29 protein-coding genes are annotated in these 20,737 nt (G+C 36.9%); 11 read left to right on the forward strand and 18 right to left on the reverse strand.

The annotated features are described in order from the left end of the window. The first annotated feature begins 6 nt into the window (after positions 1 to 6). The 3 genes from QZU81_RS00860 to QZU81_RS00870 all read left to right on the forward strand — a co-directional run bounded on the left by QZU81_RS00860 (position 7) and on the right by QZU81_RS00870 (position 2,595). On the forward strand, positions 7 to 1,050 hold the full coding sequence (locus QZU81_RS00860) for a phosphorylcholine transferase LicD (protein WP_295588963.1): 1,044 nt from the start codon (positions 7 to 9) through the stop codon (positions 1,048 to 1,050). Positions 1,051 to 1,122: 72 nt separating this feature from the next. Continuing rightward, positions 1,123 to 1,272 (forward strand): hypothetical protein, encoded by a 150-nt coding sequence (locus tag QZU81_RS00865; protein ID WP_295588965.1) that lies wholly within the window; start codon positions 1,123 to 1,125, stop codon positions 1,270 to 1,272. A 324-nt stretch (positions 1,273 to 1,596) separates the two neighbouring features. Continuing rightward, positions 1,597 to 2,595, forward strand: a complete 999-nt coding sequence (locus tag QZU81_RS00870) for a hypothetical protein (RefSeq protein WP_295588966.1) — start codon at positions 1,597 to 1,599, stop codon at positions 2,593 to 2,595. Between the two features lie 31 nt (positions 2,596 to 2,626). Here QZU81_RS00870 and QZU81_RS00875 read toward each other — a convergent pair whose 3' ends face one another. The 7 genes from QZU81_RS00875 to QZU81_RS00905 form a co-directional block, all read right to left on the reverse strand. Beyond that, positions 2,627 to 3,013: a type II toxin-antitoxin system VapC family toxin gene (locus tag QZU81_RS00875; protein ID WP_295588967.1), complete on the reverse strand. Its 387-nt coding sequence runs from the start codon at positions 3,011 to 3,013 to the stop codon at positions 2,627 to 2,629. Continuing rightward, complete coding sequence (locus QZU81_RS00880; protein ID WP_292850810.1) at positions 3,013 to 3,198, reverse strand: hypothetical protein; 186 nt, start codon at positions 3,196 to 3,198, stop codon at positions 3,013 to 3,015. Before QZU81_RS00880 ends, QZU81_RS00875 begins: the two co-directional genes overlap by 1 nt. A gap of 53 nt (positions 3,199 to 3,251) precedes the next feature. After that, positions 3,252 to 3,488 carry a hypothetical protein gene (locus QZU81_RS00885; protein WP_292850813.1) on the reverse strand — a complete coding sequence of 79 codons (237 nt, stop codon included), beginning with the start codon at positions 3,486 to 3,488 and terminating at the stop codon, positions 3,252 to 3,254. A 107-nt stretch (positions 3,489 to 3,595) separates the two neighbouring features. Continuing rightward, the gene (locus QZU81_RS00890; protein WP_292850816.1) at positions 3,596 to 4,111 is read right to left on the reverse strand and encodes a flavodoxin family protein; all 516 of its coding nucleotides are present in this window, start codon (positions 4,109 to 4,111) and stop codon (positions 3,596 to 3,598) included. Then, positions 4,104 to 4,568: a flavodoxin gene (locus tag QZU81_RS00895; protein WP_295588969.1), complete on the reverse strand. Its 465-nt coding sequence runs from the start codon at positions 4,566 to 4,568 to the stop codon at positions 4,104 to 4,106. Before QZU81_RS00895 ends, QZU81_RS00890 begins: the two co-directional genes overlap by 8 nt. 99 nt (positions 4,569 to 4,667) lie before the next feature. After that, positions 4,668 to 5,465 (reverse strand): class I SAM-dependent methyltransferase, encoded by a 798-nt coding sequence (locus tag QZU81_RS00900; protein WP_295588971.1) that lies wholly within the window; start codon positions 5,463 to 5,465, stop codon positions 4,668 to 4,670. A gap of 246 nt (positions 5,466 to 5,711) precedes the next feature. Beyond that, positions 5,712 to 6,155, reverse strand: a complete 444-nt coding sequence (locus tag QZU81_RS00905; RefSeq protein WP_295588973.1) for a peptidoglycan-binding protein — start codon at positions 6,153 to 6,155, stop codon at positions 5,712 to 5,714. 197 nt (positions 6,156 to 6,352) lie between these two features. On the opposite strand from QZU81_RS00905, the gene QZU81_RS00910 reads away from it, so the two are divergent. The 4 genes from QZU81_RS00910 to QZU81_RS00925 are packed head-to-tail and all read left to right on the forward strand — an operon-like array spanning position 6,353 to position 9,664. Next, on the forward strand, positions 6,353 to 7,117 hold the full coding sequence (locus QZU81_RS00910; RefSeq protein WP_295588975.1) for a uroporphyrinogen-III synthase: 765 nt from the start codon (positions 6,353 to 6,355) through the stop codon (positions 7,115 to 7,117). A gap of 1 nt (position 7,118) precedes the next feature. Further along, complete coding sequence (locus QZU81_RS00915; protein ID WP_292850824.1) at positions 7,119 to 7,388, forward strand: signal recognition particle subunit SRP19/SEC65 family protein; 270 nt, start codon at positions 7,119 to 7,121, stop codon at positions 7,386 to 7,388. A 2-nt stretch (positions 7,389 to 7,390) separates the two neighbouring features. Beyond that, the gene (gene recJ / locus QZU81_RS00920) at positions 7,391 to 8,800 is read left to right on the forward strand and encodes a single-stranded-DNA-specific exonuclease RecJ (RefSeq protein WP_295589040.1); all 1,410 of its coding nucleotides are present in this window, start codon (positions 7,391 to 7,393) and stop codon (positions 8,798 to 8,800) included. A 60-nt stretch (positions 8,801 to 8,860) separates the two neighbouring features. Beyond that, positions 8,861 to 9,664, forward strand: coding sequence for a winged helix-turn-helix transcriptional regulator (locus QZU81_RS00925; RefSeq protein WP_292851006.1), 804 nt, complete (start codon positions 8,861 to 8,863; stop codon positions 9,662 to 9,664). On the opposite strand, the gene QZU81_RS00930 is transcribed toward QZU81_RS00925, so the two are convergent. Both QZU81_RS00930 and QZU81_RS00935 read right to left on the reverse strand, forming a co-directional pair. Then, positions 9,665 to 10,933, reverse strand: a complete 1,269-nt coding sequence (locus QZU81_RS00930) for a DEAD/DEAH box helicase (protein ID WP_295588976.1) — start codon at positions 10,931 to 10,933, stop codon at positions 9,665 to 9,667. A 26-nt stretch (positions 10,934 to 10,959) separates the two neighbouring features. Further along, complete coding sequence (locus tag QZU81_RS00935; protein WP_295588978.1) at positions 10,960 to 11,820, reverse strand: radical SAM protein; 861 nt, start codon at positions 11,818 to 11,820, stop codon at positions 10,960 to 10,962. 97 nt (positions 11,821 to 11,917) lie between these two features. On the opposite strand from QZU81_RS00935, the gene QZU81_RS00940 reads away from it, so the two are divergent. Further along, entirely contained in the window at positions 11,918 to 12,604 is a 687-nt protein-coding gene (locus QZU81_RS00940; protein WP_295588980.1) for a PD-(D/E)XK nuclease family protein, read from the forward strand. A 5-nt stretch (positions 12,605 to 12,609) separates the two neighbouring features. Continuing rightward, positions 12,610 to 13,074 carry a thermonuclease family protein gene (locus QZU81_RS00945; RefSeq protein WP_295588982.1) on the forward strand — a complete coding sequence of 155 codons (465 nt, stop codon included), beginning with the start codon at positions 12,610 to 12,612 and terminating at the stop codon, positions 13,072 to 13,074. Here QZU81_RS00945 and QZU81_RS00950 read toward each other — a convergent pair whose 3' ends face one another. The 7 genes from QZU81_RS00950 to QZU81_RS00980 form a co-directional block, all read right to left on the reverse strand. Then, on the reverse strand, positions 13,075 to 13,710 hold the full coding sequence (locus QZU81_RS00950) for a hypothetical protein (RefSeq protein WP_295588984.1): 636 nt from the start codon (positions 13,708 to 13,710) through the stop codon (positions 13,075 to 13,077). Between the two features lie 29 nt (positions 13,711 to 13,739). Continuing rightward, a complete protein-coding gene (locus tag QZU81_RS00955) occupies positions 13,740 to 14,138 on the reverse strand; it encodes an RDD family protein (RefSeq protein ID WP_292850841.1) in 399 nt (132 codons plus the stop codon). 9 nt (positions 14,139 to 14,147) lie between these two features. Further along, positions 14,148 to 15,170, reverse strand: a complete 1,023-nt coding sequence (gene hypE, locus QZU81_RS00960) for a hydrogenase expression/formation protein HypE (protein ID WP_292850844.1) — start codon at positions 15,168 to 15,170, stop codon at positions 14,148 to 14,150. Positions 15,171 to 15,275: 105 nt separating this feature from the next. After that, complete coding sequence (locus tag QZU81_RS00965; RefSeq protein ID WP_295588987.1) at positions 15,276 to 15,650, reverse strand: 30S ribosomal protein S8e; 375 nt, start codon at positions 15,648 to 15,650, stop codon at positions 15,276 to 15,278. Positions 15,651 to 15,843: 193 nt separating this feature from the next. Then, positions 15,844 to 16,083 (reverse strand): hypothetical protein, encoded by a 240-nt coding sequence (locus QZU81_RS00970; protein WP_292824959.1) that lies wholly within the window; start codon positions 16,081 to 16,083, stop codon positions 15,844 to 15,846. Between the two features lie 7 nt (positions 16,084 to 16,090). After that, positions 16,091 to 16,366, reverse strand: coding sequence for a hypothetical protein (locus QZU81_RS00975; RefSeq protein WP_295588988.1), 276 nt, complete (start codon positions 16,364 to 16,366; stop codon positions 16,091 to 16,093). 51 nt (positions 16,367 to 16,417) lie between these two features. Then, a complete protein-coding gene (locus tag QZU81_RS00980; RefSeq protein ID WP_292850853.1) occupies positions 16,418 to 16,762 on the reverse strand; it encodes a hypothetical protein in 345 nt (114 codons plus the stop codon). Positions 16,763 to 16,951: 189 nt separating this feature from the next. On the opposite strand from QZU81_RS00980, the gene QZU81_RS00985 reads away from it, so the two are divergent. Then, the gene (locus QZU81_RS00985; RefSeq protein ID WP_292824968.1) at positions 16,952 to 17,635 is read left to right on the forward strand and encodes a DNA polymerase domain-containing protein; all 684 of its coding nucleotides are present in this window, start codon (positions 16,952 to 16,954) and stop codon (positions 17,633 to 17,635) included. 38 nt (positions 17,636 to 17,673) lie between these two features. Next, the gene (locus QZU81_RS00990) at positions 17,674 to 18,366 is read left to right on the forward strand and encodes a TIGR02253 family HAD-type hydrolase (protein WP_292824971.1); all 693 of its coding nucleotides are present in this window, start codon (positions 17,674 to 17,676) and stop codon (positions 18,364 to 18,366) included. Between the two features lie 22 nt (positions 18,367 to 18,388). Here the strand turns inward: QZU81_RS00990 and QZU81_RS00995 are convergent, their stop codons facing one another. Continuing rightward, on the reverse strand, positions 18,389 to 19,162 hold the full coding sequence (locus QZU81_RS00995; protein ID WP_295588989.1) for an exodeoxyribonuclease III: 774 nt from the start codon (positions 19,160 to 19,162) through the stop codon (positions 18,389 to 18,391). Next, complete coding sequence (locus QZU81_RS01000) at positions 19,162 to 20,706, reverse strand: phenylalanine--tRNA ligase subunit alpha (RefSeq protein WP_292850863.1); 1,545 nt, start codon at positions 20,704 to 20,706, stop codon at positions 19,162 to 19,164. Before QZU81_RS01000 ends, QZU81_RS00995 begins: the two co-directional genes overlap by 1 nt. Between the last annotated feature and the right edge of the window lie 31 nt (positions 20,707 to 20,737).

The raw sequence follows: 20,737 nt of genomic DNA on the forward strand, positions 1-20,737 counted from the left end.
TAAACCATGAATTTTAGTAAACTTTATAGAAAATTACCTAAAAAAATACAGGACTCTGAAAAACTAATGATATATTGCATTAGGTTTGTAAAATTTATTCGCAGCAAGAAATTGAGAAAAAATGAACCTGCTAAAAACAATCTCCTGAATTTTATATTCAAATCAAGTACAATAAAACCAACTGGAACAATAAGAGATATTCAATTATTATATCTTGAATTGCTAAAATTCATCGATAACGTCTGTGAAAAGCATGATCTTGACTATTGTCTTACATACGGCACATTACTTGGAGCAATACGCCATGAGGGATTCATACCTTGGGATGACGATTGCGATATTTTAATGATGAGAAAAGATTATGATAAATTTATCGAAGTGTTACCTGAAGAAATAAATAAATATGAATTTTTTAAAGAGAATTGTGCTTTAACACGCCTGATTAATTCAACTGACAACTATTTTACAGATTTCAATAATATATACCACAAAGAGCTAGGTCATGATGATTTCTTCAATTTACCGGGTTTGGGAAAATCACTATTTTTACAGTTAGGCTGGTTGAAACCAATGGTGAAATTAGATATTTTTCCTTATGACTATGTAAAAGAAGAATTTGTTAACTATTACACCAAAAATTACCTCGGCCATAAATTCTATTTCAGGGGATTGTATTCCCAAGAGAATTTTTCATTTGAAAAGGAATTTACTAAAAGATTTGAGGAATTAGGTTTGAGCTATGAACCAACTAATTTTATTGCTGAAGGGATTGATGCTTCATTTATAGAAGATTTTCCTCCTTTTAAAAAAGAATTAATATTTCCTACAAAAAGATTGAAATTTGATGAATATGAATTGAAATGTCCAAATAAATCACATGAATTACTTAAATTATGGTACGGAGACAATTATACGGACATTCCACAAAATGTTGTTGTTCATGGATATGCTGATTATAATTTAACATTATTTGAATCAAAATCAGAAATGGATAATGCATTTAAGGACACTATTGAGAAGTTAAAAGAAATTAATCACAACTTTGAATAACTATCAATATTTATAACCTGCTTATCTAAAATATTCAAAATACTTAAATATGACATCCGAGTTATTACTTTCATGAACAAAAAATACATTATTGCAGCTATTGCAATCCTAATAATAATTTGTGCATGCGCTTTCGCTCTCACAAATTCATCCAGCAATGCCTCAACAAGCATTGATGCAAATGCACTGGAGGACAGAGGAAACCTCATTGTTGACTCTTAAAGCTTAGACGAAAGTAAGGGACTATACCACACTGATAGTGCAGATGTAAATACAATTCTTGTCAAAAATGGAGGAGCATTAAAGCTCATCGACTCCATCATCAACAAGACAGGAGACACCGCATCTACCGGTGACGACGCTGATTTTTATGGAATCAATTCTGCCGTTTTAGCCAATACAAATGGCACCATAGACATTTCCAACGTTGAAATCAACACGGACTCCAAAGGATCCAACGGTATTTTTGTAACCAACGCTGAAGCATCTGGAGAAGATTCTTCAGCGCAAGGTGGAAATGCTGGCAGCGGAGGACAACCTCCTGAAATGCCTGACGGAGGCCAGCCTCCTGAAACAATTGACGGACAGGGTCCGGGAGGTAGCGAAGAACCTGGCCAGACCACAGTTTCCGGAACAACTGAAGCAAACATCAAAAACGTTAAAATCACAACACACTCAGACAAATCCAGAGGACTGGACGCAACATACAACGGAATCATCAATGCCGAAAATGTTGTCATCAACACCGACGGCCAAAGCTGTGCGGCACTTGCAACAGACCGTGGAGAGGGCCAGGTACATGTCAAGAACTCAGATATCAACACCGGCGTAAGCAAAGCCAGCGGCAGGGGATCACCTTTAATCTACTCAACAGGAAACATCACCTTGGAAAATACCAAAGGTACTTCCTATGTTTCTCAAATAGCATGCATCGAAGGCAAAAACTCAATTGAACTTACAGACTGTGATCTGACTGGATACGGCGAAGGAAACAGGCAGGATGGTGATGCATACGTCGATTTAGGAGGAGTGTTCATCTACCAGTCCATGAGCGGAGACGCTGATGTCGGAACAAGCCAGTTCACCGCCAAAAACTCCAAATTGACAATACCTCAGGAATCATCCGTTTACGGTGAGGCCCCAATGTTTCATGTAACCAACACCGCCTGTGTTATTAATTTAGACAATACAGAGTTAAGCTTCGGCAGCGGAACATTCCTCGAAGTTTCAAGCCAAAACCAATGGGGAAACACTGGTTCAAATGGAGGAACAGCCGAACTAAACACAGATAATGAAAAGATAGAAGGCAACGTCATTGTCGATTCAATCAGTTCCTTAAACTGGACCATGAAAAATACCGAGTTTAAAGGAGTAATCAATTCAACAGGCAACACTACAGTAAATGTTGCTGAAGGTTCAACATGGACATTGACCGGGGACTCCACAGTCTCTTCATTGGCTGTTTCAGGAAACATCGATTATGGTGACTATTCAATAACGGTTAATGGTCAAAACTACGATAGTTCAAATCCTTTTAACGGATAGGAAAGATTAGTTCTTTCCTAATTTCCTATTTTTAACATAATCTAATTAGATTATCCACTTTATCAAAGTCACTGTCAAAACTGGCAATTTTAAAAATATCCTCTTTTTTCATTATTGCCACATACATTGCATCAAAAAATGAAATCGATGAATCGTATTTTACAAATTCATTCATTGCAGCATCATACAAAGCATTATCATCAACTACATAAAAAAAATTCGGAATATTTCTATATATTTCCAGAATGTCCTTTGTTTCAAGCTTGTTTTTTAATATGGTGACCGTTTCAGCAATGACCAAATTAGATATTACTAGCTTTTCATTCCTTATTTCATTATAAACCTTAACTGCAGATTCATGCCAATCGTCATTGGAAACAAACAAACCCACAACAAAAGTCGTATCTAAAAAAATCATTAAAACTCCCCTTTTTTGAAGTCCTTTTTTATGTTTACACAATTCATTTTGTCATATGCCCTGAATTTTCCAATGAAATCATCCAGACAGAGTTTGTTTTGTGGTGTTTCTTTACTATACATTTTATGTTTTCCTTTACTTTCAGGCGAAGATGTTTCTCTTAGTTTATGACTTAAAAGATTCATTGTATCACCTAACTTTATATTTATCACCTAACTATATAAAGATTTTCATGAAATTATAATTTGCTATTTTTAAATTCATGTTTTAGTTTAACTGAATCAATTTTTTCCACTGCAGAATACTTGCCTATCATTTCATCCAATGTTAAGTCCTTTATGAAATCCAATTCCACTTTTCCATTTTCATTTATCTTCCACTCAACCTTATAAGATTTATCCAAATTAAATTCCTTGCGAATCTCAAGGGGAATTACTGTTTGAAATTTATCATAAATCTTTGTTACACTAACCATCACAAACACTTCCTAACTATAATTTAATTTCCTAACCCAATATAAATATTTATATTATCTTAAAAAAAGTGCAAAAAAATGAATAAAAATAAAAAAAAAGAAAAAAATTAGCAGTCAAAGCCCGCTTCATAAACTTCCTTCAACAATTCAGGCTGGGACTTTACATCTCCAAATCCTGAAAGCACTGCCTTTTCTGTCGGATTTTTGGAAAAGCTGATGAAATCCCTGATTCCGATTAAGACATTTCCATTACTTGAACCTGCTGCGGTTATGATGTAGTAGTCCTTGTTTTCCAGATGCCGGAATATGGGATAGCATCTGTCGAAGAACCTCTTAAGGGTTCCGCACATTGAATAGTAATAGACCGGTGTCGCATATACAATAACATCAGCTTCCATCATCTTGTCAAGAACTTCGGCAAGGCCATCTTCCTGGAAGCATTTCATTTCGGGAGTCTTGCACTTATAGCATGCCTTGCATGCGTGGAATCTGATATCTTCTAGATTGTATTTTACAACAGCATTGTCCGCATCAAGTGCTCCCCTTACGAATTCATCACACATTGTATCAGAATTTCCTCCAATTCTCGGTGAGGAACTTATTACAATTACTTTCTTACTCATTTTCAATCCACCCTTTAGCTTTTGTGACGTCACCCATGAACCTCATTCCCTTTGAGAAATCGAGTTCCGGATAACTTGCCTGCAAATCATTTACGCATTTGTCAATTCCTGAACCGCCTGAGGTGCAGAACGCCTTAATTGTCTTGCCTTTCAGGTCAACGCTTTCTATGAAAGTATTGATTATTGACGGCGCTGTATACCACCATACAGGAAAGCCAATCACAACAGTATCATATGCTGAAACGTCACAAGTTCCGACAATCGGAGGCCTGAAGGATTTATCGTTCATTTCTTTTGTTGACCTTGAATCCTTGTCGGTCCAGTCCAAATCGGCCGGAGTATAGATTTCTTCGGGAATTATTTCAAATAAGTCATATCCATTTTCGCCAGCTATTCTTTCCGCCACATCTTTTGTAACGCCGCTGGCTGAAAAATACGCTACCAATACATTGCTCATTTTATCACCTACATGATGTTCTGTAATTGACAGTAAATAATTGTTTACATTCACAACAATATTTCAATATCTGAATCTGTCAGCAACATTGACTGTTTTTCATTTTTTTAAAGATTCAATCTCACTTTTCAATTCCTGAATTTCCCTTTTAAGATTTCGATTTTCCTCAAACAGATTATTGAATGTATCCGCATCAGTGGCAGATAACCTATCTGAGCGGCCTGCAAATTCCCTAACCTTTCTAAATTTCAGAAGCAATATTGCAGGGCGGATTTCCTCATTATCAAAATCGTAAAATGTAGGGTCATCCAAATTATCGCGAAAACCTGTTTTATAGACCCTTTCAAATACCTTTTCATCAATTAATTCAAAGGCATCCAGAAACTTATCCTTCAAATTCAAATCAATGGTAATCGGTTCGGTTGGAGTCGGCTTATGATTTGCATCAACAATTATTCCGCAAATGCCTCCGACTTTCAAAACACGCTTCATTTCAGATACTGTCGCATCCAAATCATCAACATGGTCCAGGGAGTTAATGGAAAATACAAAATCAAATGTTTCATCAACGAAAGGCATGTCCTCACTGTATCCCTTTACATAATGCATCTTATGAAATAGGGTTCCGCCGTTCAGCTTATAGTACTCATTGATTAAAGGATCAAGACCTACCCTTAAATTAGCCATATCCGCCCATTCCAGACTTCCTCTTGGACCGCAGCCGATATCTAAAATGTTCTTGTCTGCAAAATCATCATACGCCAAATTCAAATCGTTGACGTAAAACTTGTCATAATATGGAACTCCGCCGAATGAATTCTTCAGGGTTTTCTCCATTTTAACCTTTTTAGCCCAGAATTTCAACTCATGCTTGTGTTTAAACTCATTATCCTGCATTATTACCACTGAATAATATTATATCCGACTTAATATAAAAGTTAATGTAATTTGCTTTTGAAGATATACATGTCGAGTTAAAAAGCTGATTGATTTTTGGAAACCTTCCAGTTAATGTGAAATCCAAATTATTAAATGCATAGTTTTTAGATTTGGTTGCTTATAATGGCATGCACATTGCATTATATTGGATGGTGAATTGATTTAAAAAAAGAGAAAAGAATAAGGAATTGAAAATCCTTATCTTTAAATTATTCCAAGCTTTTTGGCAGTCTTTTCGTCAACTTTACCAGTGCCCTTAAGGGTTTTTGCATTCTGGAACTGCTTGACGGCCATTTTAGTGTAGTCCCAGAAGATTCCGTCGACTTTTAGATAACGGCCGTTGTATGTGAGATAGTATCCGTGGTTTTTCAATGCCCTTTGGATCTTTTTGACGATTGCCTTTTCCTTGCTTCCTTTCTGAACTGTTTTCCAGACAGACTTGACCTTGATGCTGACCTTCTTAGTGACTTTCTTGTAGTATTTGCTTCCTTTGAAGGTTACTGTTGCCTTGAAAGTGCCTTTCTTGTTGAGCTGGGTAATCTTGAATGTAGCCTTGCCCTTGGGGTTTGTTGTGGCTTTATAGGTTTTGCCGTTGACTTTAAGGGTAAGTTGGGCATTCCTGATTCCCTTGCCGTTCTTGTTCTTCAAGGTTATTGTGTATTTCTTGGTTTTTGTATAATATAATAATAATTAACAGAACGAATTATCCGATTTTTTAAACTGATGGATTTTTGAAAAAAATTTAATTAATAGTTCAATCTAAAATTTAATTATTTAAAGTGCAATGAGTATCGCCAAGCCGGTACAAATTTAGCGCACTTACAAATTAATGAAGGTAATGTAATATGTCAAAACCTGTTGTTGCAATAACAAGACCTAAGGATAGGGCAAAAAAGGCTTGTGAAATTGTAAAGGAATTGGGCGGCGTGCCTGTTCTTGCGCCGACACTTGACTTGGAGCCTGTAAATACCGAATCACTGAAAAATCTGGTTGAAAGAAAGGATGATTTGGACTGGATTATATTCACATCCCCTACAACCATCGTTTCACTGAACAAGTTCTATCCCGATTTCATCAAAACCCTAAGCTGCAAATTAGCCGTCATCGGAAACAAGACCGGAAAATTGGCTGAAAAAAACGGCATGACAGTTGATTTGATGCCTGATGATTTCACGGCCGAAGGACTCATTGAAGAGTTCAAAAAAAGGGGAATCACCGATAAGGTAATCGGAATTCCAAGAACCGCATCTGCAAGGCCGGTGCTTCCGGAAGAGCTGGAAAAGCTTGGAAATGAAATCATATTGGCTGAAGCCTACAAATCACTTTTCCCGATGGATGAGGATGCAGTAAAAGATTTGATTTCAAAAATCGAAAACAGGGAAATTGATGCGATAACATTTACAAGCCCTTTGACTGTTGAAAATTTCTTTGAAATCGTTGAAAACAAGCAGAAAATAGCCAAATTGCTCTCAGAAAACCTACTGACTGTCTGCATTGGTCCGATTACAGCAAAGGTTTTGGAAAAATATGGCATTGACCACATTTACCCAGATACCTATACAGTTCCAGACATGATGGAACTGCTATTCAAAACATTAGACAGGTGTTAATATGATTACTATATGGCCGCAATACTTAAATAAAAACCTATCCCTGAAAGAGGGACGCAAGATTTCAAAAGAGGATTGCGTAAAGGATCCGAGCATGAATGAAATCGAAAAAGCCTTGAAAAGGCTTGGACTTTCCTACAACATTGACAAGGAACGCGCTTATCCTGGAAAATGGTATGAAAAATCTGGAAGGGTCCTTGTCGAATGGGAAGGAACAAAACTGGAATTGATAAGAGAAGTTAGCTTGAAGATAAAAGAGATTAGACACTGATTATTATGCAAATACCACCACAAATGCACGAACAGTACCTGCAGGCGAAGGAAATTATAGAAAACAGCAAAGACATCAAGGTATATTCCCATATCGACTGCGACGGAATCTGTTCAGGCGCAATACTATCAACCATACTAGACAGACAGAACAAGGAACATGAAATCGAATTCGTAAACCTCGATGTATTGGACAATATCGAACTGACCCATGAGCTTACAATATTTTCCGATTTGGGATCAGGCCAGAACATTGACGGCAAAGCCCGCAAAGGTCAAAAAATTATTGTCCTGGACCACCATCCTCCATTGAGAGACCTGGATTACAAAAACGATAAGAACTATACTTATCTGGAAATCAATCCAATGCATCATGGCATTGATGGGTCATACTATGTCTGCGGAGGAGGTTTATGCTATTTTTTAGCAAAGGAATTTGGATATACTGATTTAAGCTGGATTGGAGTTTTATCCGCAATTGGAGATATGCAAAATACCAAAAGCGGACATTTCGAAGGCCTGAATGAGATTATCCAACAGGACGCCATTGACGGAGGCTATCTTGAATTGACAAAGGATGACCTCAACATCTATGGAAGAAATACAAGACCCCTGTTCATTGCACTTTCCTACTTCAGTGATGTAAAGCTTCCGATTACAAACAATACTGCCGAAACAATGGCTATTCTGGAGGAATTGGGAATCGATGAGAAGCATAACAGAAAAACATTGAATCAACTTACACAGGATGAAAAGAACAGACTGATTCAATACCTCATATCCATGCTTGCAAAAGTGGTTCCGGGAAAATACGTCAGATATATTCCCCAATTGATTATCGGAGATGCATATACTTTCTTAAAGGAAGATCCTCAAAGTTTCCTGAGGGACGGCTCTGAATTTTCAACAGCCATGAATGCATGCGGAAGAAACAGCGAAGAGAAAGTTGCAATGGAAGTTCTTAAGGGAGACAGGTTTGTGGCTTTAGATGAACTTGAAAGCGTGAGTCTAGACCACAGACGCAACCTCGCACAGTCAATTGCCAAAGTTGCTGAAGGCGATGAAACCAACATTATTGAAATGGAAAACCTGCAATACTTTGACGGCACTGGAATCAAACCAGAAATTGTCGGTACCATAACCGGAATGATTTTAGGGTATTGTGATTGGAAAAAGCCAATCATAGGGTTTACACAAACCGACGAAAAGGGACTTAAAGTATCCCTCAGATGTTCCAGATTGCTTTCATATGATGGAATCCACTTCGGTAACATAATCCGTAAAGTTGCAGCTGATGTCGGCGGCAGCGGCGGTGGGCATGCAATGGCATGTGGTGCCTACATCCCTATCGACAAAAAAGATGAATTCCTCAACAAATTCAATGACAGTCTTGACGGCATGTTAACAAATTAGTTTATATAAGATAAAGATAAATATATAAATTAATCAAGTAAAATTGAGGGATGAATCATGATGAAAGCATTTAAGAAAAGAGGTGCACTTACACATTTTCAGATTTTGAGTGAAATATCTAAACAAGATCCGCATCTCAAACAAAAAGATTTGGCTAATACTTTGGGAATTACTATACAGGCTGTTTCTGAAAACATAAAAACATTGATTGAATTGGGATACATCACTTCCAAAGACGGAAGATCACCATATAAAATTACTCAGGCAGGCATTGATAAAGTAAAAAAAGATGCAATAAGCTTAAGGAAATATTCTGATTCTGTTTTAGAAACAATGAATCATTATAAAACAATTTGGCCGGCAATCGCAACAGAAGACCTTAAAAAAGATGATATTGTGGGTCTTTACATGGAAAATGGAGTATTATACGCTCACAAAAAAGAGGAAAATGCGACAGGTCTTGTTTTAGATGATGCAGAAGCGGGCATGGACGTATCCTTAACTAACCTAACCGGACTCATTGACATGAGCGTTGGCGAAGTTACTGTTATTATAGTTCCTACAATCAAAGATGGCGGGTCCAAAGCTTGTGATTTGGATTTAATCAGAAATGTCTATGAAAAAGGTACAAACACCGGTGAAGCAATCGATAAGGTTGCAGTGGCAGGTACAGTTTCACGCGCCGTCGCTAAAAAACTAGACATTCCTATAGATATTGAATTTGCAGCACCTCAAGCAACAGCAAATGCAGCCCGTAAAGGCCTGAATGTCGTTGCAATCTGTGTAGGGGACATGAGTAAAGCATTCACTCGTGAGCTCGAATCTGAAAAAATTAAATTTAACATTATTGATGGGGCAAAATAACTAATTTTCCCTCATTCTCTTTAATAAAGCTGCTGCAAGCTCTAAATCTGTAAAATTCTTATTTTTGTTGTTTTCAATTATTTTTATATATTTGTTTAAATTTTCTTTTGATTTCTGAACATTGTTTAAAATCAAGTTTACTTTAATTATATCAATCTCACTATGCGTGGGAATTTCCTTTTCAGTTATCTTATTGGATTTTAAAATATTATTAAATCTTGGAATTTCATCTTTGGAAACTAAAGTGAATGCGAATCCGGTTTTTCCCGCTCTAGCAGTCCTTCCAATCCTATGAATATAATCATCATTATTTTGAGGAACATCGTAGTTAATGACAAGGTCAACACCATTGATGTCAAGGCCACGTGCGGCCACATCTGTTGCAACCAGAATGCCAATGTTTCCATTTCTGAATTTATTCATTACCTTATCTCTTGCCTGCTGTGTCATGTCTCCATGAAGGGCATCGGCTGAATAGTTCTGTTTTTTCAAGTGTTTTTTTACAAAATCAACACTCTTTTTTGTATTGCAAAATATCAAAACGAGCTTTGCATCATACGCTTCTATCAATCGAGTCAAGTAGTCGAATTTATCTTTAATATCACATTTAAAGGAATACTGAGTTATTTTTGGGATGTTTTTCTTTTTGTTGGAAACCCTAATAAATTTCGGATTCTTTTGATAATTTTCGGCAATTTCCCTAACCTCATCAGGAATTGTGGCCGAAAAGAGCAGAGTCTGCCTTTGATAGGGAGTTCTGGACAATATCTCTTCAATATCCTCCCTGAAGCCCATCTCCAACATTTCATCGGCTTCATCCAAAACAACAGTTTCAATACCTATCAAATCCAGATTGCCTCTTTCAATATGGTCAATGACACGGCCGGGAGTTCCAACAACGATGTGGACACCTTTCTTCAATACTCTTGTTTGCTTTCCGATTGGTTGACCTCCATAAACTGCCAATATTTTAAGTTTCTTTATTCTGGAACCTGCTTTTGCAATTTCACTGGCTACTTGCATGCATAGCTCCCGTGTAGGGCATAAGACAATAGCCTGTGGAGATTTATCCAGAAGGAATATCTTTTCCAAAATGGGAACTGCAAATGCCAATGTCTTTCCGGAACCCGTTTGGGCCTGACCGATAATATCTATTCCTTTCAATACATCTGGAATGGCTCTGGATTGAATGGGAGTTGTTTTAGTGAAACCCATATCCCCGATAGCTTCCTTTATTTCATCGCCAATGTTAAAATCATCGAAATTCATTAATATTAATATTTAAAAAACAAGTTTTATATTAGTTTTGATTGAACTGATTTTTGAGGAAATTCCCTCAAATAGGTCAATATCTCATAAGTATCACTCATGATTCCCGCATCGGCAGTTCTTCCTTTAAAATATTTCATCAGCTCATCATTATTCGGTGAGCCGACACCATAGCTATCACCGAACTCCTTTATGTATCTCTCTTTCAATCCAGGGAAGTGCTCATCCAATTTTTCATAAAAGTATAGGCGATTTTTATCCCTTAAAGTTAAGCCCATGTTAAAGCAAAAGATTCCCTTAACGTTGACTTCAACACAAAAATCAAGTATTTCCTTTATATTTTCAAAATCGTCGTTGATGTAAGGCAGAATCGGACACAGCCATACCACTGTAGGAATTCCCGCATCATCCAGCTCTTTTAAAACTTCCACTCTTCGTGAGGTCGGACAAACATTAGGCTCTATGATTCTGCACAAATCGTCATCTGCAGTTGTCAGGGTCATCTGAACAACCGCCTTTGCCTTTTCATTGATCTTTTCAAGCAAATCCAAATCCCTTAAGACCAAGTCGGATTTTGTGATGCAGGTGAATCCAAATCCGTATCTGTAAATCATCTCCAATGATTTTCTGACATATTGCAAATGACTTTCGGCAGGAATATATGGGTCAGTCATCGAGCCTGTCCCGATCATGGCCTTTGGACGTTTGATGAGTTCCTTTTTAAGCAGCTCGAGAGCATTTTCCTTAACTTCGATATCTTCAAAATCATGGTCCATATTATATCGTTCACTTCTGGAATCGCAATATATGCACCCATGGCTGCATCCCCTATACAGGTTCATGCCGTTTTTGGGCGACAGTATAGTTTTGGCTGTTACATAGTGCATAAATTAAAATTTAATCGAAATGTTATATAAATGGATAGTTAGAGCATATGGAAAGTATTGGGCAAACATCAAATATGAAAAATGACAAAGAAAGATTATGGAACAAAAAAACATTATTGGATATTCAAAGGAATACGAAATTAAAGACCATCCTTCAGTGGAAGGCCTTAAAATAATTGAAGGAAAAAGCAATTTCCCAATTAGCTGGCTCAATAAGCAAGGATATTGCGAATATCAGTTATATCTTGAGCACATGAAAGGCATAAAAACACAGGCAACACCCGAAATGACACATGGAATACAGATCCATAAGGAGTTGGAGAACATATTCAAAGAGTCATCAACACCATCAACATTTGAAGATGCAGTCGAGGCATCCAAAAAGGAAGCGTCAATGTCAAGGGAATGCTTCGTGATAGCTCCCGATTATGGAATCAGAGGATACATTGATGAAATCTGGATGACTCCCAACGAAATTGTAATCATCGATGACAAACCTGGAAGAACACCTTACCAGTCCACTATGAACCAGGTTAGAGCATATTGCCTTGCATACAAGAACATGACAAATGAAGAAAGAAAAATCAAGGGCGCCCTAAGGGAGCGCGGAACCGGTAACCTGTTCTGGATTGAAGTGTTTACCCCTGAAGTCGAAAAGGAAATCAAGTTTACAATTGACAGAATGCATGGGCTGTTCGACGGTACAAAACCATTCATACCAACTAAAAATCCAAACAAATGCCGATCATGTAACTTTAAAAATGATTGCGAACATGCAAACTGATTTAAATGAATAAAAAACGCATTTCACAAATATTATTGATAGTATTCATAATAACAATGATGCTGACCGTTGCAAATATCTTCCTACATGACAGCAACACCCAAGAAAATCAGACAGGAACATTGAACATCAGCAACAAAACTGTTCACTATGAAAAAGCGGGAAAGTGTCTGGAAGTTATTGACGGCAACACAATTCAGGTTTACGGCGTGGGCAGGGTTCAGCTAATACAGGTAGACACCCCCGATAAGGAACCCGGATTAAGCCAGGCAAAGAAATTTGTCGAAGACAGATGTCTTGGAAAAACAGTGTATCTTGACATAGATGACAAACAGAGCGAGGACAAATACGGCCGTACGCTAGCTATCGTCTATACAGACACATCAGACATCAACAAAGAACTGCTTGACAATAGCTTGGCCAACGTATCCTATTTCACACCAAGCGAATTTAAAAAAGGAGAAGTGTGATTAAACAACTCTGTTCAATCCCAAATAGATTTTGTTTTTCTTATATACCTTTTCCAATATTTCATTCCATTCATCAACGCTTATATGGCCTTTATTTGGAATTAGGTTATCAAGAGAGGATTCGTTCAGATTCAATATGTCTGCAAGAACAAATGACAGTGCCCTGCCGGTCAACGGCAAATCATAAGGATCATATCCAGTGACTGCCAAAACCCAAACATTTTCCTTTGAAGCACTGTTATACTCTTTCCTAAGGCTGTCAAACCAGCTGGCTATTCTTCCTTCACCATTTCCGACACCGTCAATTGAGATATAATAATCCTCACCGGAAAAATCAATTGAATCAATAGCCTTTTGAATCTTAAGGTTCAATTCGGGAGAACCTATTTCCAAATCAAACTCGTTGTTCGTGATGCTTTTGGAAATATGATTTTCTATTTCCTTTTTGTTTTTGAAATATCCGAGAGGCTCCAGTCTATCAGGGTCCCTATCGCATAAATCATAAATTAAATCCTCATCAACGTCAACGATTTCATATCCTTCAAGCTTATGGGATTTGTATTCTTTAAAATCAATGCAATAATTTTCTAAATCTTCCTTATTTAAATACCAAAGAACTTGAACTTTCTTAATCATTTCAATCTTTAAAAATAGAATGAATGAGCTTAAAGCTCATCAATAACAATTGTTCTAGTAATATTGTTTAAAATCCTATCAGTCTTCAATATTTTACCAATAGCCCAATCGAAAATAATTGGAATCCAATATATTTTAGTTAAATTACGTACAATTGCCTGTGGCCATGAAATATCATAACCGTTTTTGGATTTAACTTGTAAATACATTAAAGATTTGCCTACGGTAGCCCCAGCAAACTTCTCACATAAAATGAAGTAAACCAATGTCAAAATAGGGGTTACATATGGGAAATACTGATATACCATGTACGAATTATATGGATTTACAATGAAAAACAACAAATAGGATACAATCCACATAAATGCTGAAACGACAAAAAAGTCAATTACATATGCGACAACTCTTCTTGAAAATACACTTACCATCTTATCACCTTAACACACTCTAGGAACCGGATCGGCAATAGGTGCCTCCAGAATTCTTTCACCGCCAATCGGAGTGTTGACAACAACATAATCACCTTCAACAACTTCACCGATAATGGCCGCATTCTCCCCATATTTTTCACTTCTTATTGCTTCAAGGATCTCTTCCGCCTTATCGGCCTTAACTCCCATAACAACTTTGCCTTCATTTGCTACTTCAAATGGGTCGATACCTAACATTTCAGATACTGCATGAACCTCCTCCTTAATAGGAATTGCATCCTGTTCAAGAACTACACCCACACCGGATTTTGAAGCCATCTCATTGATTGCATTGGCAAAACCTCCGCGGGTAGGGTCTTTCATGGCAGTAACTCCACCAATTTCCAAAGCTTTTTTAATGATATTCCACATAGGAGCAACATCAGATTTTAAATCAGTCTCAAAACCGAAACCTTCTCTAAAAGACATTAGACTCATTCCGTGGTCTCCTAAACTGCCTGTGATGATAATCTTATCACCGACCTCTAAAGTAGAATCGCGAATTACTTCACCTTTTTTAGCAATACCTATTCCTGTAGTGACCATTACAATACCGTCAAGTTTGTCCTGAGGCATCACTTTAGTATCACCGGTAATCACGGCAACATCAACTTCCTGACATGCTTCATTTAATGATTTTATGATCCTGTCCAAGTCTTCAATTGGAAATCCTTCCTGCATGATGATTGCGTTAGATATAGCCAATGGGCGAGCCCCCATTACTGAAACATCGTTAATTGTTCCTGCAGCTGAAATTCTACCAATATCTCCACCTGGGAAAAATAACGGATCGATAGTATGACCATCTGTTGTAAAAACAATTTCATAATCGTCTCCAAGAGGGATGGAAGCACCATCATCTAAAGCATCTAAACTAATACCGCCGTTAACGCTTTTTTTAGTGATATTATCCAATATTGTGCTGGCAATTAAATTAGCCATAACTTCTCCACCAGCACCATGATTCATACTAATTTTATCGTCTGACATTTTATCTCCTATACTCTAATAAATATATGATATAGTATCTGTTAAAACAAGTATATTAATTTAGTTAAAAAAATTTAAAAAAAAAGAGAATTTAAGAAATTAATCTTAAATTAAAATTCCGTTAATAACACCGTCTTGACCAGGTCTGGATGTTACTTTTGCATTACCTTCAGGGGTTTCTACGATAGCACCTTTGGTAATGATGTTCCTTCTTACGTAGTTAGGGTTTGCGGTGTTTTCGATAACGTTTAAGATTTCTACTACTTTGGTTTTACCGTTAGCGTCGGTTACATTAATTTGATTACCGGTAGCTAATCTGAGTTTTTCGTTTCCACCACGAGTTCTAATTTTTCTTAATTTTTTTTCATCTAATCTAGTTTCTGCTGGGTCTCTTCCGAGTTCTGATTTTCTTTTTCCACGGTTTGCAACATTTCTTGCACCGGAAGGACTCCTTGTTGATTTTCCTTGAGAAATTGCCATTATTTCACCTAAATAAATATAATCTATTAATTAATAATCGCTGTCAATAAGCCTCTTTTCAATCAAACTGTCGGCAAGATAAATGACAGTTCAATTATTGAGAGCAAAAAAGAGCCTTAATGAATAATGATAATTAAATATTAATTTATCATTATATATAAATGTTTTATTTTTTAGCAAAAAAATAGGTATTTTACTTCTTATTTTTTAAAATGAATTCTTCGACAAGCTTGTCAAAGTCTTCCTCACTAAGTTCCTCATCAGATGCTGCATCTAAAATTTTCTGTATTTCTTCAGGGCTGACGTCGTCGCCTAAAAAATCAATTAATAAATCCTTCAAATCATTATCGTCGATATATGCCTCGGCATTTGAAGAGAAACTTTCAACATTGCCTTCCTCATCTAAAATGTAATATGGAATTTCATTCTGCATTATTTTTCTACTCTCCTACAAATTCATAGTAAACAATTCCATAAGGATCATCATCGAAATACCATTCCATTGGCTCTTCATCCTCATCGTATTCATCCATAATTTCATCTTCAAGCTCTTCGGCCCCTTCAACTTGAATTATGATATTAACATCCTCATCTAAATTTTCAACATCAATGCCCAATGCGTCTAAGTCAATGACTATCTCGTCTTCGTCTGCATCTTCGGGGACAATGATAACAATCTCATCTCCCGCTTTAATGTCAATATTGGGATTTTCCATCTCATCACTTCCTTGAGAAATTTATGTTCTAATATTTGTAGATAGTAACCTTTAATGGTTACTATCAATTTCAAAGTTTATGGCAGGTATCCTGTAATCGTTTTTACATTTGACGGAACAGATTTTCAAATCCTCAATGCACATATTGAAATTCAAGAAAAATGCGTCGCAGATAATTCTAATCTTCACATTGGAGTTTTCCAATATTTGCTTTGGTATATCCAAGACCTCAGATGCATTGCTGACATAGACTGAAGCCGGGAGATTGTTCTCGTCAATTCCTAAAAATATCCCATTTGAGATATCATAGTCCGCACAGAAGCCGTTTCGGCCTTCAACCTTTCCGACAAATGTGTCGGTTACCTCGTCATAACTTGTAATCAATCTTTCTTTCATTGTATCAAACCTCACACATACTATGTAGCATTTGACATATAAAAAACTTCTAAGAGCATCTGAAAAGTAATATGAACTAACTATAATGTAAATAAACCTATTTTAAAGCAATAATATTGAAATAATTTAAAATCGATTTAGAAAAGTATTATTAATATGATAAATCAAAATTTTAATCAGGTGTAAAAATTGGTTGAAGAGACAAAAGAACAGTTAGAACTTGAAGCGGAAATTAAAGCGCAAGCTCAAAAATTCTTAAAATACCTTAATTCAACACTTCCTGAAAGCATGGAATTGGAATACGAAGGATTTTACAGAAGAGGATTCTTTGTAAGCAAAAAAAGATATGCTGTAATTGAAGATGGTGAAATCATAGCAAAAGGATTGGAATTGGTCAGAAGAGACTGGGCACCAATAGTTAAAAAAACACAGGAATCCGTATTGATGGCAATCCTAAGAGAAGGGGATTCCGATAAGGCCATCAGCGAAGTCAAAAAAGTTCTAAAAAAAATTAAAAAAGGGGATGTTGATAAAAAGGAAATGATTATTCACACCCAAATTACAAAACCTCTTGACCAATACAAACAGGTGGGGCCACATGTCGTAGCAGCCCGCAAAATCGAAGAGCACGGCATTAAGGTTTCACGGGGAACCATCATCCAGTATATTATCGTAAAAGGAAAGGGATCCATCAGCCAAAGGGCTGTTCCATACGAATACAGCGAGGGATATGAATACGATAAGGACTATTATATCAACAACCAATTGATTCCGGCCATTGAAAGGATAATGTATTCCTTCGGATATACAAAAAAAGACCTGGAGGATATGGCCCGTGGAGAAGTCCAACAAAGTTTGGATGCTTTTTTCTAAAAAAATTTAAATATTTTTAAAGGCATAATATCAATCATATGATGAACAATGATGATAGCGTAGTCTTTTTTGATATAGATGGTACATTGCTTGACACTTCAGATTTTGCTGAAACTGCAAGAAAAGCAGCAATCGGATTAATGGTTGATAACGGTCTCCCATTAGATAAAGATGAGGCATATGGTGTTCTAAAAACAATTATCCGTGAAAAAGGATCCAATTACGGTAAACATTTCAACGTATTGACCCAAGTCGTTTTGGGCCATGAAGACCCGATGCTTGTTGCGCTTGGAATGATTACATACCACAACGTTAAAATGGCGCTTTTAAGACCTTATGCTAAAACAATTGATACATTAATCTATCTTAAGAGTCAAGGATATCGCCTAGCAGTTATTTCCAATGGTATTACAATCAAACAATGGGAAAAGCTTGTCAGACTTAATGTGCATTCATTTTTCGATGAGGTCATTACATCCGAAGAAGTTGGAAAAGAAAAACCCGACAAATTAATCTTTGATGTTGCACTTAGAAAAATGAACGGAAACCCTGAAAAATCAGTGATGATTGGAAATAAATTCAAAGCTGATGCATTAGGCGCAGTAAATGCGGGCTTAAGTGCTATTCTTGTCAATTCTGATGTTACAGAAGAAGACAGGGAATACATTAAAAAAGAAAAATTAGATATTACTATTATTGATGACATTGGTGATGTAAACACAATATTATAATCACCAAAATTAACTATTTTTTTTAAAAATCAAGTTCCAAGGTTACCGGACAGTGATCGGAACCGTAAACTTCATTCAATATTTCAGCGGATTTGACCTTATCGACAATTTCTTCATTTACATAAAAATAGTCAAGTCTCCAACCGGCATTCCTCTCACGTGCGCGGGTTCTGTAGCTCCACCAGGTGAAGTTATTCTCGCCTTCATCAAACATCCTGAAGGTATCAACGAATCCGACCTCTTCAAGCTGGTCCAGCCAGGCACGCTCTTCAGGAAGATACCCGGATTTCCCTTCGCAGTTTTTAGGATTGTAAACATCGATAGGGTTGTGGGCAATGTTATAATCTCCAGTGATGATTAAGTTTTTGCCTTGCTGCTTAAGCTCAACCAGCTGCTTCAACAACGCATCGCAGAAGGCAACCTTAAAATCAAGCCTTTTTGCCTCCATACCACTGTTTGGGAAGTAAATATTGTACAAGATAAAGTCAGGATATTCAATCCTTAAAACCCTGCCTTCGCTGTCAAGCTCTTCAACGCCCAAGCCCTTAACAACATCAACGGGTTCGATTTTTGAGTATGTTCCGACTCCGCTGTATCCCTTCCTTTCGGCTTCATTGAAGCATTGGTGAAAATCATCGACATTAGCCAATTTCTTAGGAATATCTTTTTGTGTAGCTCTAACTTCCTGAAAGTTAATAATATCAGCGTCGGTATTGTCAAACCAGTCCCAAAATTCATCTTTTTTTGAAACTGCCCTAATACCATTTACATTCCAAGAAACCAGCTTGATTGACATTATAACCTGACTCCTCTGTCAATAGGCAATTCGCGAAGCCATTTGATGTCACTTTTGTAAAGCATACGAATGTCTTCCACATCATACCTGATCATTGCAAGCCTTTCAATACCTAAACCGAAAGCCAAAGCAGGCTGATTGATTCCAAGAGGTTTTAATACTTCTGGCCTGAACATTCCAGCCCCTCCAAGTTCAATCCAGCTTTCCTTTTCCTCCAAATAGATTTCAGTTTCTGTGGACAAGTAAGTGTATGGGAAATAAGCCGGCCTGAATCTGACTTCAAATCCTAATTTCTTATAGAATTCCTTTAATGTTCCTAAAAGGTTTTGGTAACTGATTCCTTCATCACAGACCAATCCTTCGACTTGGTGGAATTCAGGCAAGTGCTTGTAATCGAAAGTTTCTCTTCTAAATACCCTTCCTACAGAAAACATTTTAATTGGAGGTTCATGATTAAATAAGTGTTTAGTGGATATTCCGGTAGTGTGAGTTCTTAAAACGCTTTGGCGAGCAATGTCTTCACTCCAGTCATATTGCCAGCCTATAGAACCTGTGTCCGCACCGGTTTCATGAGTCTCAGCAGTAAGTTTTACAAGCGCATCATCAGGCAAGTCACATGTTAGCGGATTTTTAAGATAGAAAGTGTCCTGCATTTCACGGGCAGCGTGGTCTTGTGGCTGGAAAAGTGAATCGAAGTTCCAGAATGCAGATTCTACAAATTCTCCGTTGTCCTCTGAAAATCCCATATTAAGGAAGATTTCCCTTATCTCATCAATGATTACCCTCAAAGGATGTTTTTTACCTGCAAAAATAACAGGCGCTTCAGCATTAATGTCATATGGACGGTACTGTAAGCTTTTCCATTCACCGTCTTTCAGTTGTTGGTGTGTTAATTGAGTGGCTTGCTCTTGAATAGTGAATCCTTCATCCAATATAGCTTCACCTTTATCTAAAAGTTTAAAAGAGTGTGAGGTATTCTTTTTAATGTTTAAGATGTTTTTCCTATCATTCAATTTCTTAAATCCATCCAAAAGGCCTTCTTCCTTTATGGAATTGATAATTGTTCTGGCTCCCTTCAATTTATTCAGCAATTGTTCATCATCACCTAACTTGTCCTTAAAGTCCATTCCGACATCAGTGATTTTCACTTCGCCCTTATCGATTTGAGCCCAATTCTTACGACGCAGCCAGCCAATGGCAATATTGGCTTCCTTTTTGTCGATGCCTGTTGCATCAGCCAAGTCTTTCATAAGAATGGAACTCCTTTCAGCTAAAACATCCAATATTTTACGTTCAGGAAGGCCTTTGTCGGCATATTCCAATCCTGCATCGGATAGGGAGATTTCCTCTTCAATATCCTTTTCAACTTCAATAATGTCTTTTGAAGCAAGTGATCCTGCCGCACTCATCACTGCCTTAATGTCCATGTCGGCATTTTCAGCTATTTCTTCAGGAGTGGCAGTAGGATTTGCCTCAAGTTCCTTTAAAACTTTCTTTTCGTAAATATGCAATTCATTAATGGTTTTTTTAATATCCTCACTCATTTAAACACCATAAATTATAGATTAATAATAT

Origin of the sequence: uncultured Methanobrevibacter sp. (genome assembly GCF_902770715.1) — an archaeon.
In the GTDB taxonomy this organism is placed as follows: Archaea; Methanobacteriota; Methanobacteria; order Methanobacteriales; family Methanobacteriaceae; genus Methanocatella.